10 protein-coding genes are annotated in these 13,332 nt (G+C 41.8%); all 10 read left to right on the top strand.

All coding sequences use genetic code 11. From position 1 onward, the window contains the following. Positions 1 to 36: 36 nt before the first annotated feature. The 10 genes from IZT61_RS07645 (at position 37) to IZT61_RS07600 (ending at position 13,097) form a co-directional block, all read left to right on the top strand. Positions 37 to 1,494, top strand: a complete 1,458-nt coding sequence (locus tag IZT61_RS07645; protein WP_196100573.1) for a UDP-N-acetylmuramoyl-L-alanyl-D-glutamate--2,6-diaminopimelate ligase — start codon at positions 37 to 39, stop codon at positions 1,492 to 1,494. After that, positions 1,494 to 2,741: a phospho-N-acetylmuramoyl-pentapeptide-transferase gene (gene mraY, locus IZT61_RS07640; RefSeq protein ID WP_196100572.1), complete on the top strand. Its 1,248-nt coding sequence runs from the start codon at positions 1,494 to 1,496 to the stop codon at positions 2,739 to 2,741. Before IZT61_RS07645 ends, mraY begins: the two co-directional genes overlap by 1 nt. 197 nt (positions 2,742 to 2,938) lie before the next feature. Beyond that, a complete protein-coding gene (gene murD / locus IZT61_RS07635) occupies positions 2,939 to 4,330 on the top strand; it encodes a UDP-N-acetylmuramoyl-L-alanine--D-glutamate ligase (protein WP_230383898.1) in 1,392 nt (463 codons plus the stop codon). Positions 4,331 to 4,347: 17 nt separating this feature from the next. After that, the gene (locus IZT61_RS07630) at positions 4,348 to 5,541 is read left to right on the top strand and encodes an FtsW/RodA/SpoVE family cell cycle protein (RefSeq protein WP_196100571.1); all 1,194 of its coding nucleotides are present in this window, start codon (positions 4,348 to 4,350) and stop codon (positions 5,539 to 5,541) included. Between the two features lie 98 nt (positions 5,542 to 5,639). Beyond that, complete coding sequence (murG, locus tag IZT61_RS07625) at positions 5,640 to 6,743, top strand: undecaprenyldiphospho-muramoylpentapeptide beta-N-acetylglucosaminyltransferase (RefSeq protein WP_196100570.1); 1,104 nt, start codon at positions 5,640 to 5,642, stop codon at positions 6,741 to 6,743. Between the two features lie 212 nt (positions 6,744 to 6,955). Then, positions 6,956 to 8,311, top strand: a complete 1,356-nt coding sequence (gene murC / locus IZT61_RS07620; RefSeq protein WP_196100569.1) for a UDP-N-acetylmuramate--L-alanine ligase — start codon at positions 6,956 to 6,958, stop codon at positions 8,309 to 8,311. After that, positions 8,304 to 9,443 carry a cell division protein FtsQ/DivIB gene (locus tag IZT61_RS07615; protein ID WP_196100568.1) on the top strand — a complete coding sequence of 380 codons (1,140 nt, stop codon included), beginning with the start codon at positions 8,304 to 8,306 and terminating at the stop codon, positions 9,441 to 9,443. Before murC ends, IZT61_RS07615 begins: the two co-directional genes overlap by 8 nt. 5 nt (positions 9,444 to 9,448) lie before the next feature. Continuing rightward, entirely contained in the window at positions 9,449 to 10,807 is a 1,359-nt protein-coding gene (ftsA, locus tag IZT61_RS07610) for a cell division protein FtsA (RefSeq protein ID WP_196100567.1), read from the top strand. Positions 10,808 to 10,937: 130 nt separating this feature from the next. Beyond that, complete coding sequence (gene ftsZ / locus IZT61_RS07605; protein ID WP_196101248.1) at positions 10,938 to 12,569, top strand: cell division protein FtsZ; 1,632 nt, start codon at positions 10,938 to 10,940, stop codon at positions 12,567 to 12,569. A 285-nt stretch (positions 12,570 to 12,854) separates the two neighbouring features. After that, the gene (locus IZT61_RS07600) at positions 12,855 to 13,097 is read left to right on the top strand and encodes a DUF433 domain-containing protein (RefSeq protein WP_196100566.1); all 243 of its coding nucleotides are present in this window, start codon (positions 12,855 to 12,857) and stop codon (positions 13,095 to 13,097) included. Positions 13,098 to 13,332 lie beyond the last annotated feature (235 nt).

Below are 13,332 nucleotides of genomic sequence, written 5' to 3'. Positions count from 1 at the left end.
CGGGGGGAGAGGTTACTAAATACTTGATATTAAGACATGCAATTACAGGATTTACTTTACGGCATAACGATTAAAGAATTGGTTGGTAAAACCGATAGGGAAATCAATGCCTTAAATTTCGATTCGCGTAAGGTAGGTGAGAATGATGTTTTTGTTGCAGTGGTTGGAACAGTGTCCGATGGACATCAGTTTATCGATCAAACCATTGCACAAGGCGCCACGGTAATTGTTTGTGAGAATTTACCCGAAGTGCACGATTTTACCTTAACCTACATCAAGGTAGAAAACACGGCCGTTGCATTGGGCATTATGGCCGGCAATTACTTCGGAAACCCATCTGCAGATTTAAAGCTGATCGGTATAACCGGTACAAACGGTAAAACCACAATTGCTACCATTTTATTTAAGTTATTTAAGGATCTGGGTTATAAAACCGGTCTCATCTCAACGGTTGAAAACTATATCAACGATACCGTAGTACCTGCAACGCACACAACGCCCAATCCGATTGCATTAAACCAATTATTGAAAAACATGGTTGATGCCGGTTGCGATTATTGCTTTATGGAAGTGAGCTCGCACGCGGTTGCCCAGCACCGTATCGAAGGGCTCTCGTTCGCTGGCGGGGTGTTTTCGAACATCACGCACGATCACCTCGATTTTCATAAAACATTTGATAGTTACCTTAAGGCTAAAAAAGCATTCTTTGATGCATTGCCGAAAAACGCTTTTGCACTTACCAACATCGACGACAAAAACGGTATGGTGATGTTGCAGAACACCAAAGCACATAAAAAAACGTATGCGCTGAAGCAACTGGCTGATTTTAAGGCAAAAATTATCGAAAACCAGTTCAGCGGATTGCATTTGGATATCGATAACGAAGATGTGTTTTTCAGATTGGTGGGCTCGTTTAATGCCTACAATCTGCTGGCCGTTTACGGTACCGCAGTGCTTCTGGAGCAAGATAAGCTAAAGGTTTTAACATTATTGAGCCGTTTATCGGGCGCCGAAGGGCGTTTTGACTACATCACCTCGCCTGAGAAAATTATTGGTATTGTGGACTATGCCCATACGCCAGATGCTGTGCAAAATGTGTTGAGCACCATTGCCAACATCCGCAAGGGAACCGAGCAGGTAATAACAGTGATTGGTTGCGGTGGCGACAGAGATAAAACCAAGCGGCCAATAATGGCGCAGGTGGCTTGTGATTGGAGCGATAAAGTGATTTTGACTTCCGATAATCCGCGGAGCGAAGATCCACAGGCCATTATTAATGATATGGAAGCAGGCGTTTCGCCCACCAACAAACGCAAAACGCTTTCTATTTTAGATAGAAGGGAAGCAATAAGGACAGCCTGCCATTTGGCGCAAAGCGGCGATATTATATTGGTGGCCGGCAAAGGACACGAAAAATACCAGGAGGTTAATGGGGTGAGAAACCATTTTGATGACAAGGAGATTTTACTCGAACAACTAAAACCGAACAGCTAATGTTATATTTATTATTCGAATACCTGCATAAGCATTACGACATTCCTGGATTAAGGTTGTTCCAGTACATTACGTTTCGTGCTTCAATTTCAATCATCCTTTCGCTGGTTATTACAACAGTTTACGGCCGTAGATTGATCGATTTCCTGCATAAAAAACAAGTTGGCGAAACCGTTAGAAATTTAGGGCTCGAAGGGCAGATGCAAAAGCAAGGTACTCCAACAATGGGTGGAATTATTATTTTGCTCGGCATCCTCATCCCAACCTTGTTGTTCGCCAACATTACCAATATCTATGTCGTACTGATGATTATAACCACCGTTTGGATGGGAACAGTAGGTTTTTTGGATGATTATATTAAGGTTTTTAAAAAGAACAAAGAAGGGTTGGCAGGTCGTTTTAAAGTTGTTGGGCAAGTTGGTCTCGGCTTAATTGTGGGTACAACCATGTATTTCCACCCAAATATTGTGGTAAGAGAAACCGTTCAGGATAACGTCAAAAATACTTCGTCGGTGCCGATGGTGTTGCGCCAAAAAGGAGAAACATTTTATTATACCCAGGATGTAAAATCGACTAAAACCAACATGCCTTTTTACAAGAATAATGAGTTCGATTATGCCAAGGTATTGAAGTTTTTAGGCGGCGATTATCAGAAATATGCGTTCATTATATTTTTGATTTTTACTGTATTTATCATCACCGCTGTATCAAATGGAGCCAATATTACCGACGGTATCGATGGGTTGGCAACAGGCACTTCGGCGGTAATAGGCATAACACTGGGTATTTTGGCCTACGTTTCAGGTAATACCATCATGGCCGATTACCTGAACATTATGTACATACCGAACTCGGCCGAGCTGATGATTTTTGCGGGCGCTTTTGTAGGGTCGTGCGTAGGTTTTCTCTGGTACAACTCCTATCCTGCGCAAATTTTTATGGGCGATACCGGAAGTTTGGCCATTGGAGGCATTATCGCATCGTTTGCCCTGATGATTCGTAAAGAATTAATTATCCCGATCCTGTGCGGAATATTCCTTGTAGAATTGGTATCGGTAATTATGCAGGTATCATTTTTTAAGTACACAAAGAAGAAATACGGCGAGGGACGCAGAATATTTTTAATGTCGCCATTGCACCACCACTACCAAAAGAAAGGTTATCACGAAGCAAAAATTGTAACCCGTTTTTGGATTATTGGAATTATGCTGGCAATTGTAACAATAGTAACACTTAAACTGAGATAGTTGGACAGTCCGAAGTCGGAGGTCCGAAAGTCCGAGGTTTAGAAGAAATAAATAGACAATAAACAATAGGCAATAAGCAAGAAAAAGCAATAAGGAAAAAAGCGCAATGCACTTAGGTGCCTGATGTGCTAAAATTAGGAAATTGAGATCGGTGAAATCATAAAAATCAGTGAAATCACCCCGAAGGAAAAAAGAAAATGAGCAACAATCAAAATATATCACAAAGCAATACGCAGTCAGCAATGGCAGGGCAGGGCCGTGTAGTTATTTTGGGCGCTGGCGAAAGTGGCGTTGGAGCCGCTAAGCTTGCTCAGTTAAAAGGGTTCGACGTTTTTGTTTCAGATTTTGGAACCATTGCCGAAAAATACAGCACTGAGCTCGAAAAAATGTCTATTCCTTTCGAATCGGGAAAACATACCGAAGATTTGATCTTAAATGCCACCGAGGTAATTAAAAGTCCTGGCATTCCATCAAGCGCACCAATCATCAAAAACCTTGCGACTAAGGGCGTTCCTGTAATCTCCGAAATTGAATTTGCAGGACGATACACCAATGCCAGGATGATCTGCATCACCGGTTCAAACGGTAAATCGACTACCAGCTTGCTAACCTATCATATTCTTAAAAAAGCCGGTTTAAACGTTGGTTTGGCGGGCAATATTGGCCACAGCTTTGCGGCGCAGGTAGCAACGGAGCATTTTGATTATTATGTACTCGAAATTTCGAGCTTCATGCTTGATGATATGTTCAAATTTAAGGCCGATATCGCTGTGTTATTGAACATTACGCCCGATCACTTAGACAGATACGATTATAAACTAGAGAATTATGCGGCATCGAAGATGCGCATCATTCAAAATCAAACAGCAAACGATGTTTTCATTTATTGTGCAGATGATGAAGAAAGTATCAAAGCGCTACAACAAACAGTGCCTTTAGCAAAAACCTATCCTTTTTCAATCGTAAAACAAGTTGAAGCAGGAGCGTTTTTAGACGACCAAACTATACACATCAATACAGAACCAAATAATAGCCTAACCATGTCAATTTCAGAATTAGCCTTACAAGGCAAGCACAACATTTATAACTCTATGGCTTCGGGAATTGTAGCTAAGGTTTTGGAGTTAAGAAATGAAACCATCCGCGAAAGCATGGGCGATTTCAAAAATATTGAGCACAGGTTAGAGCATGTGGCCAAAATCTCCGGTATAGATTTTATCAATGATAGCAAGGCTACCAACGTAAACTCTACCTGGTATGCGCTAGAAAGCATGACAACCGACGTGGTGTTGATTATGGGCGGTGTTGATAAGGGTAACGATTACAACATGCTTAAAGACTTGGTGCAAAGCAAGGTAAAAGCCATTGTTTGCCTCGGAAAAAACAATAAGCGCATTCACGATGCCTTTGAAGACGATGTAGACGTGATCGTGAATACGTTTTCGGCAGAAGAAGCTACACAAATTGCTTTTCATTTAGCCAAACGTGGCGATACCGTATTATTATCTCCCGCATGTGCCAGTTTCGATCTGTTCAAAAGTTACGAAGACCGCGGTAATCAGTTTAAAGCGGCAGTTAAAGAATTATAATATAGGAGGCTTAAAACATGTTGCAAGCACTACTTAATAAAACAAAAGGCGATAGATGGATCTGGTTGATCATCATCCTGCTTTCGCTTATATCTGTAATGGCCGTATATAGCGCAACAGGAACTTTAGCTTATAAAAAGGGCGAAGCGGTAGAGAAGTTGCTTTTAACTAAGCATTTGATCTTTGTATTGTTGGGAATCGGCATGATTTACATCGCCCATTTGCTCGATTATCGGTATTACGCAGGTATTTCAAAGATTTTGATGATTGTTACCATACCCTTGTTGTTGTATACCTTATTATTTGGTACAAACCTGAACGATGCATCAAGATGGGTAAAAATTCCTGTTATTGGCTTAACCTTTCAAACGTCCGATTTGGCAAAGCTGGCGCTGATTACATTTCTGGCTCGGATGCTTACCAAAAAGCAAGAGAACATTAAAAACGTTAGGGAATCGTTCATCCCCATTATGGGATCGGTTTGCGTGGTGTTTGTGTTAATTGCACTGGCCAACTTATCAACCGCACTAATGCTGTTTGGTGTAAGTATTTTGCTGCTTATTATCGGCCGGATCAGTATCAAGCAAATTGCCATTGTATGTGCGGGAGGCTTTATATTGCTGTTGTTTGTTTTCTTTTTAGGCCCAAGGAGAAAAACCTACATGTCGCGTATCAACTCTTTTATGCATCCCGAGATGCAACATTCAGATAAAACTTTCCAGGCAGATCAGGCTAAAATAGCCCTGGCTACTGGCGGTGTTTTTGGTAAAGGGCCAGGTAACAGTACCCAGCGCAATTTCTTGCCGCATCCATATTCCGATTTTATTTTCGCCATTATTATTGAAGAATGGGGAACCGTGGGTGGAATTGCAATTATGATACTTTACCTGGTGCTTTTATATCGATGTATAAAAATAGTGACCCGGGCCCCAAAAGCTTTTGGGGCGTTATTGGCCGCGGGATTAAGCTTCAGTTTAACCATTCAGGCCTTTGCAAATATGGCCGTAGCAGTTGGGTTGGGCCCGGTAACAGGTGTTCCGCTGCCACTGGTGAGTATGGGAGGAACCTCAATGATTTTTACCAGCGTAGCCTTCGGAATTATATTGAGTGTAAGCAGAGATGTAGAAGAAAATGCAATAGGTTCAGTTAAAGAAGATAAAGAAAAAGTAAAAAATAAAGTGATTGTTGGCGAGATACCGGCGTTTGGCTAGTAACTCCGTCGTCATTGCGAGGAACGAAGCAATCTGCTATTGACGGAAAAGGTTGCTTCGTGCCTCGCAATGACGGAACTAAATAATTAAACAAAAACATGAATAATTCCCCAAAAATTATCATATCAGGTGGTGGCACCGGCGGGCACATTTTTCCCGCCGTAGCCATAGCCAATGCGCTTAAGCGTTTGGTGCCCGCCTGTGAAATTTTATTTGTGGGCGCAAATGGCCGCATGGAAATGGAAAAAGTTCCGGCAGCCGGATATAAAATTGTTGGCTTAAATATAAGCGGCATCCAACGCGGATCGATCGTTAAAAACCTGGCCTTGCCATTTAAGTTGTTGGGAAGCGTTAGAAAAGCGATGCAGATTATTACCGATTTCAAACCCGATGCGGTTGTTGGGGTTGGTGGCTATGCTTCAGGGCCGTTATTGTACGCTGCCTCGCTAAAGGGCATACCTTATTTAATACAAGAACAAAACTCGCATGCAGGGCTAACCAATAAATGGCTCGGTAAAAAGGCATCAAAAATATGTGTTGCCTTTGATGAAATGGCGCAGTTTTTTCCAGCAGACCGAATTTTGAAAACAGGAAATCCTGTTCGCAAGGAAGTAGTGGATATTAAGGGCAAGCACCACGCAGGAGCAGAATTATTAAAGCTCGATCCGCTAAAGAAAACCATCATGGTTACCGGCGGAAGCTTAGGCGCTGGAACCTTAAACAAGGCCATTGAAAAACATCTGCCAGAAATTATTGCACAAGATGTGCAGGTGATTTGGCAGACAGGAAAATACTATTATAAAGGAATTATCGAACGCCTGGGTTTAGATTATCATCCAAATGTTCGAATCCTCGAGTTTTTGAATAGGATGGATTTAGCCTATGCCGCTGCCGATGTAATTATCAGCAGGGCAGGAGCGGGAACGATTGCTGAGCTGTGCCTGGTAAAAAGGCCGGTTATTTTGGTTCCATCGCCAAACGTTGCCGAAGATCATCAAACTAAAAATGCAATGGCTTTAGTTAAGCATGAGGCTGCGTTGCTGATTAATGATCGCTCAGCAGAAGATACATTGGTAAAAGCGACATTGGACCTATTGAACAATAAAGAACAAGGCCAAAAGTTATCGCAAAACATCGGTAAAATGGCATTACCAGAAGCCGATGAAATTATAGCGAGAGAAGTACTGAAATTGATAAAGTAGCGGAAAGGCTAGAGCTGTGCCAAGGGCATCCCCTTGGGAAAAGGTTAAAGCGAAAAGACCAAAGCTGAAAAATTAAAAGGTAAGAAATAGATAAATAAATATAACTGAAACGGTAGAAAGACGGCTTTAAGCTTTACTCTTTCAGCGTTCAGCTTAATACGGTAGAAAGGCAAGCTTTAAGCTTTAATCTTTCTGCTTTAAGCTTAAAAAAAATGGAACTTAGTAAAATAAACAGAGTGTTTTTTGTAGGGATCGGCGGGATCGGTATGAGTGCGCTTGCCCGTTATTTTGCTAAGCGTGGTCAGGTGGTGTGTGGCTACGATAAAACCAGAACCAAGCTTACCGAAGCCTTAGAACGCGAAGGGATTTTAATCACCTACATTGATGAAGCCTCTGCATTGCCGTTGGCCTTTCTCGATAATCACGATGATACCCTGGTAGTTTACACGCCTGCCATTCCAAAAGATTCAAAAATCCTAAATCACTTTATAGATCATGTATTTGCTTTAAAGAAGCGCTCAGAAGTGCTGGGCATCATCAGCAAGGGCATGTTTTGCATCGGCGTGGCCGGTACACATGGTAAAACAACCACATCATCTATTGTGGCGCACATTTTAAAAGATACAGGTTATGATTGTACCGCTTTTTTGGGCGGCATAACCAGCAACTATAATAGCAACGTTCTTTTCGGTAAAAACAATGTGGTAGTAGTGGAGGCCGATGAATACGACCGTTCATTCCTTACGCTGCATCCGGATATTGCAGTGGTAACCTCTATGGATGCCGATCATCTGGATATTTATGGAGATAAAAGCCATCTTGAAGAATCTTTCCGTTTATACGCCAATCAACTTAAAGAAAACGGTACACTATACGCTCACGAAGGGCTTCCGCTTGAGAATAGCGTGAGTTATGCAGCCAGTGCAACCGCAGAGGCAAGGGCAGAAAATCTGCGTGTAGCAGGATCGAAGTTTGTATTCGATTACGAAGACCAATCAACATCAATCAAAAACATTGAGCTGATGTTGCCAGGAAAGCATAATGTAGAAAATACTACTGTGGCTATTGCCATTGCATTAAAATTGGGTATCGATGCCGGGAAGATCAAGGCAGCAGTCGCCAATTTTAAAGGCGTTAAGCGTCGTTTCGAGTACATCGTTAACAATAATGATCAGATTTATATCGACGATTATGCGCACCATCCCGAAGAGCTGAAGGCTTGTTTTGATGCAGTTAGACAGTTATATCCTGATAAGAAACTGACGGTGATTTTTCAACCCCATCTGTTTACTCGCACGCGTGATTTTGCAGACGAATTTGCAAAAGTTTTAAGCACTGCCGATGAACTGATGCTTTTAGAAATTTACCCTGCACGGGAATTGCCCCTGGAAGGTATAAATTCTCAGTTTCTGCTTGATAAAATTACTTCGAACAATAAGAAAGTTTGTGGAAAAGATTTTGTGATTCAGCATGTTAAGGAAACAAAACCTGAGCTAATTTTAACCGTTGGTGCCGGCGATATAGATACATTGATCGACCCACTAAAAAATACAATAAACAATGCTTAAAAAGATAAACTGGGGCGCAATATTTACTGGATTTGCCTGGCTGATTAGCCTGGCAGGCTTGGTGGTGCTTTTGGGTTTTATCAATGTGAAAAAGCAAACCGTTAAATGTACCGATGTAAAAATACTGATTCCCGGTGCCGATAACTTCATCGAACGCGAAGAAATAGATGAGATATTAAGACAAGATCAGGGGGTGTTACTTGGCCGAAACCTCGAAAAGATAAATATTCATCAAATAGAGAGCAAACTGCAGGCAAATCCTTACATCGCTTTTGCCAAGGTTTATATTGATATGGATGGTGTATTGCATATTGAAGTTAAACAGCGCCAGCCAATAATCAGGATTCTGAATGCGAGCGGCCAAGACTTTTATATCGATAACGATGGTTTAAAAATGCCAATCTCATCAAACTTTACGGCAAACGTATTGGTGGCAACTGGCCAAATTACCGAAGTGTTCGGAAGCCGCGTTGATACACTGCACACAAAACTTGCCCGCGATTTGTACAAAACAGCTTTGTTTATTAAAGAAGATACACTTTGGAATGCACAAATAGAGCAGATTGTAGTAGATGAAAAAAAAGACATGGAGTTAATCCCCCGGGTGGGCAATCAACGTATCATTTTGGGCGATGCCGATTCGCTGGAGAAGAAAATGACCAACCTGTTGTTGTTCTACAAAAAGGCAATGCCGCAAGTGGGATGGGAAACTTACAGAACGATCAATATTAAATATACCAATCAAATTGTTTGCACAAAAAGAGATTCAACTGAAATATCGAGGAAGCCTAAAACAATTTCGACAGCTGATAGTTTGAGGATACAAAGAAGCGTTTCCGACTCGTTGATCAGAAATGTGGTTGCTAATGCGCTGAGCCAAAAAGCAGCCATGCCAACGCCCGACACCAAAAAGCCAGCGCCTAAAAAGGTAGAGCTGGCAAGCACAAAATCAGCAACAGTAACTTCAAAACCCAGGGAAACTAAGCCCGAAGTAACGAAGGAAAAACCAAAAAGTACAACAAATACAAAGCCTGCACCAAGCGCAGCCGCCCTAAAAAAGCAAAAAGAAAAAGAAGCTAGAGAGAAAGAGATCAGAGCCCTAGAAAAACAATATAAAACTCAACAAAATTAACGAATATGGACAAGGCAAAATTTACCAGTCAGTCGCCCATTGTAGTAGGATTGGATATCGGTACTACAAAAATATGTGTTATCGTTGGACGGAGAACCCAACATGGTAAGATAGAAATTTTAGGAATAGGCAAGGCAGAATCGGCGGGAGTGACACGTGGAGTGGTTTCTAACATTCAAAAAACCGTACAGGGCATTGCTCAAGCAGTTGAAGTAGCAAGCGGACAATCCAACGTAGAAATACAGGTGGTAAATGTGGGGATTGCTGGTCAGCACATCAAAAGCTTACAGCACAGAGGAATTTTAACGAGAAGAGAATTAAACAATGAAATTGGCAAACGCGACATCGATAAACTAATCGATGATATGTTTAAGCTGGTAATGCCTCCCGGCGAGGAGATCATCCACGTGTTGCCACAAGAATTTACGATCGATAACGAGCCCGGCATCAAAGATCCGATTGGTATGGCCGGGGTTCGCTTAGAGGCGAATTTCCACATTATATCTGGTCAGGTTACAGCTGTAAAAAATATTATTAAATGTGTAAACAATGCAGGATTACAAACTCAGGATTTAATTCTTGAGCCACTGGCATCTTCTGAATCGGTGTTGAGCGAGGAAGAAAAAGAAGCTGGTATTGCATTGGTCGATATTGGCGGTGGTACTACCGATATTGCTATTTTTCACGAAGGCATCATTCGTCACACTGCTGTAATTCCATTCGGTGGAAACAGCGTAACCGAAGATATCAGAGAGGGCTGCTCGGTAATGCGTAATCAGGCTGAGCTGTTGAAAACGCGTTTCGGATCTGCCTTAGCCGAAGAAAATAAAGAAAACGAAATTATTTGTGTTCCAGGTCTTCGCGGCCGCGAGCCGAAAGAAATTTCGGTAAAAAACCTTGCTTACGTTATTCAGGCCCGTATGGAAGAGATTATTGAGCACGTTTATTACGAAATCAAATCATCGGGCTACGAGAAAAAACTGATCGGCGGTATAGTAATCACCGGCGGCGGAGCGTTATTAAAGCACTTATCGCAGGCAGTAGAATATGTTACCGGTTTAGATTGCCGCATTGGCTATCCAAACGAGCATTTATCTAAATATGAAGATATGCCAAAGGCGATTTACGACGATTTGAAAAGTCCGATGTATGCCACCAGTGTAGGCTTATTAATCAAAGGAATCCAAAAAGCCGAAGAGTTGATGGAAGAAATGAAGCAACCAGGCGTATTTGTAGAGAAACCCAAATCGGCCAAAGAAAAAGAGAAACGCGGACCGGGCTTGTTCGATAAATTATTGGCAAAAACACGCACTTTTATACAAGATGATATGAATGTGAGTGACGAAGATTATCTGAAAAGCTAGAAATTTTTCAACAATGTAAGAGTTTTCCACATTCTTAACACTTGTGGAAAACGTCTGTGGAAAAAGTGTTAATATTACATTGAGTAATGAACAGAATTTAAAAATTTTTAAACAACTGATTCATAAAGATATGCAGTTCGAAATGTTAAAAGATAAGTCTTCAATTATCAAGGTAATTGGTGTTGGAGGCGGTGGCGGCAACGCAGTGAACCATATGTACCTGTCGGGTATTACTGGTGTAGATTTTATTATTTGTAATACAGATGCCCAGGCTTTGGAATCTAGTCCTATCCCCAACAAGGTACAATTAGGCGCTAGTTTAACCGAAGGGATGGGGGCTGGTTCGATACCTGAGGTGGGTAAAAACTCGGCGATAGAAAACATCGATGATATTAAGGCCATGCTCGGCAGCACAACAAAAATGTTGTTCATTACTGCCGGAATGGGTGGAGGAACAGGAACTGGTGCATCGCCAATTATTGCAAAAGCTGCCAAAGAACTCGACATTTTAACTGTTGCAATTATTACTACTCCATTTTCTTTCGAAGGAAAAAGACGTAGACTGCAAGCCGACGAGGGGATGGAGGAGTTAAAGAAATATGTAGATTCTTATCTTGTAATTTCTAACGACCGACTTCGCGAAATTTTCGGAAACCTAACCTTAGGCTCAGCATTTGGCCAGGCCGACGATATTTTAACAACAGCTGCAAAAGGCATTGCCGAAATCATTACTGTTCCTGGTTATATCAACGTCGATTTCAAAGATGTGCGCACCGTAATGAAAGATAGTGGTGTTGCCATTATGGGTAGCCACTCGGCCGATGGTGATGAGCGTGCATTGCAGGCTGTAGAGGGTGCTTTAGCGTCTCCATTATTAAAAGATAATGAAATTGAAGGTGCCCGTTACATTTTACTTAACATCAGTTCAGGTGTGCGTGAAGTAACCATGGATGAGGTTTCAATTATAACCGATTACATACAGGAAAAGGCAGGTTTATCGGCCGATTTGATTTGGGGTAACTGTACTGATGAATCTCTCGCCGAAAAGCTTTCGGTAACCATTATTGCAACAGGATTCCAAACGTCGGAAGAACGTGTAAACGAAGAAAAAAACAAGAAAAAAATATCATTATTAACACCTGAAGAAGCACCTCTAGTTCGTCCCGTTGAACCAGTAAACTCTTTCATACAACCGAAGGCGGCTCCATCATACGAGCCAGTTTTAAAGGTAAAGGAAGAGGCTTCTCAGGTTGATTTATTCGGTGGCATGTTTAGCAAGCCCGAGCCTCAGAGAGTTCAGGAGCCAGAAAACAATGTTGTTCGTCATACACTCATTGAGGAAGAGCCGCAAGCTGAAGAACCTCAGGAAACTGGATTTGAGTTCGAGGTTAAACTTGCTGAAACCAATTATGTTTTCGAAACGCCAGTTGCCGAAACAACGCCAACCCCTGAACCTGAGCCAGAAATGGAAACGCCGGTTGCAGGTTTGGATGATGACAAGAGCGACGAATCGATGGAAGAGCAGTTGCGGAAATCTAAAGAACGTATTTTACGTTTGAAAGATCTAAGCATGAAATTGCGCACCACAAATGGTTTGCAGGAGCTTGAAAATGAGCCGGCTTATAAACGTAAGCAAATGCAATTACAGCAAGTGCAACATTCGTCCGAATCGCAAGTAAGCCGTTTTACGTTGAGCAACGATCAGGACGGTGGTACAGAGATCAGACCGAACAATTCTTTCTTACATGATAATGTTGATTAAGGAAGTTCAATATAAACTTAAAGCCCTGGTATTCACTGGGGCTTTTTTTATGGCCGGCCGCAACGCATATGGTAACCTAAGGTAAACGTCGCTTCTGAAAAGTATCGAAGCTCAGGCTGGCGATACCTCTAAGCATATTTTTAGTGTTTTGTGCATTAAAGTATAGTGGTTAGCTTAGCAGGAGGCATTTTGTCCAAAAGCTGTCCATTCAATTGTACCAGTGCCAGCCATGCTTTTTGTCATAAATTCATTTCAATTTTGTACATTTATTAAAAGTTGATTCTCATGAAAGATTATAAGGAAATAATTACTATTGAAGCCGGAAAGCGCGGGGGAAAGCCAACAATTAGGGGCATGAGAATTAGTGTAAATGATATTCTCAATTGGCTTGCTTCTGGAATGACAATTCCTGAGATTTTAGCAGATTTTGATGAACTGACTCAAGAGGATATTTTTGCAGCACTTAGTTATGCAGCAGAGCATGTAATACATGTAAAAACTTCTGATTTTCTGATAAACAACAGTTGACGGTTAGAAAAGAGCCGTCATTTCGACCAAAGTGCTCCGTAGGAGCTCCTTTGGAGGAGAAATCTTTGCGCAAAGTTAGCTTAAAAGATTTCTCGGCTGCCTGCCCGTCCGGTCAGGCGGGCGCTCGAAATGACGATTTTTGGATTGTTTTTAAAAAACGTCAATAGTACGAACGAAGCCTCTCTAACCTGTTTTGCACTGCTCGTGGGTAAGCCAATCCCTTTTTAGGCAGTGG

The organism is Pedobacter endophyticus (assembly GCF_015679185.1).
GTDB classification, from domain to species: Bacteria; Bacteroidota; Bacteroidia; order Sphingobacteriales; family Sphingobacteriaceae; genus Pedobacter; species Pedobacter endophyticus.
This window is presented reverse-complemented; position numbering and strand designations above follow the sequence as displayed.

What these genes read in the sequence shown, in the direction of transcription:
- IZT61_RS07600 (WP_196100566.1), top strand. Translation starts at nt 12,855, where the DNA reads ATGAAAGATTATAAGGAAATAATTACTATTGAAGCCGGAAAGCGCGGG.
- ftsA (WP_196100567.1), top strand. Translation starts at nt 9,449, where the DNA reads ATGGACAAGGCAAAATTTACCAGTCAGTCGCCCATTGTAGTAGGATTG.
- IZT61_RS07630 (WP_196100571.1), top strand. Translation starts at nt 4,348, where the DNA reads ATGTTGCAAGCACTACTTAATAAAACAAAAGGCGATAGATGGATCTGG.
- ftsZ (WP_196101248.1), top strand. Translation starts at nt 10,938, where the DNA reads ATGCAGTTCGAAATGTTAAAAGATAAGTCTTCAATTATCAAGGTAATT.
- IZT61_RS07615 (WP_196100568.1), top strand. Translation starts at nt 8,304, where the DNA reads ATGCTTAAAAAGATAAACTGGGGCGCAATATTTACTGGATTTGCCTGG.
- murG (WP_196100570.1), top strand. Translation starts at nt 5,640, where the DNA reads ATGAATAATTCCCCAAAAATTATCATATCAGGTGGTGGCACCGGCGGG.
- murC (WP_196100569.1), top strand. Translation starts at nt 6,956, where the DNA reads ATGGAACTTAGTAAAATAAACAGAGTGTTTTTTGTAGGGATCGGCGGG.
- IZT61_RS07645 (WP_196100573.1), top strand. Translation starts at nt 37, where the DNA reads ATGCAATTACAGGATTTACTTTACGGCATAACGATTAAAGAATTGGTT.
- murD (WP_230383898.1), top strand. Translation starts at nt 2,939, where the DNA reads ATGAGCAACAATCAAAATATATCACAAAGCAATACGCAGTCAGCAATG.
- mraY (WP_196100572.1), top strand. Translation starts at nt 1,494, where the DNA reads ATGTTATATTTATTATTCGAATACCTGCATAAGCATTACGACATTCCT.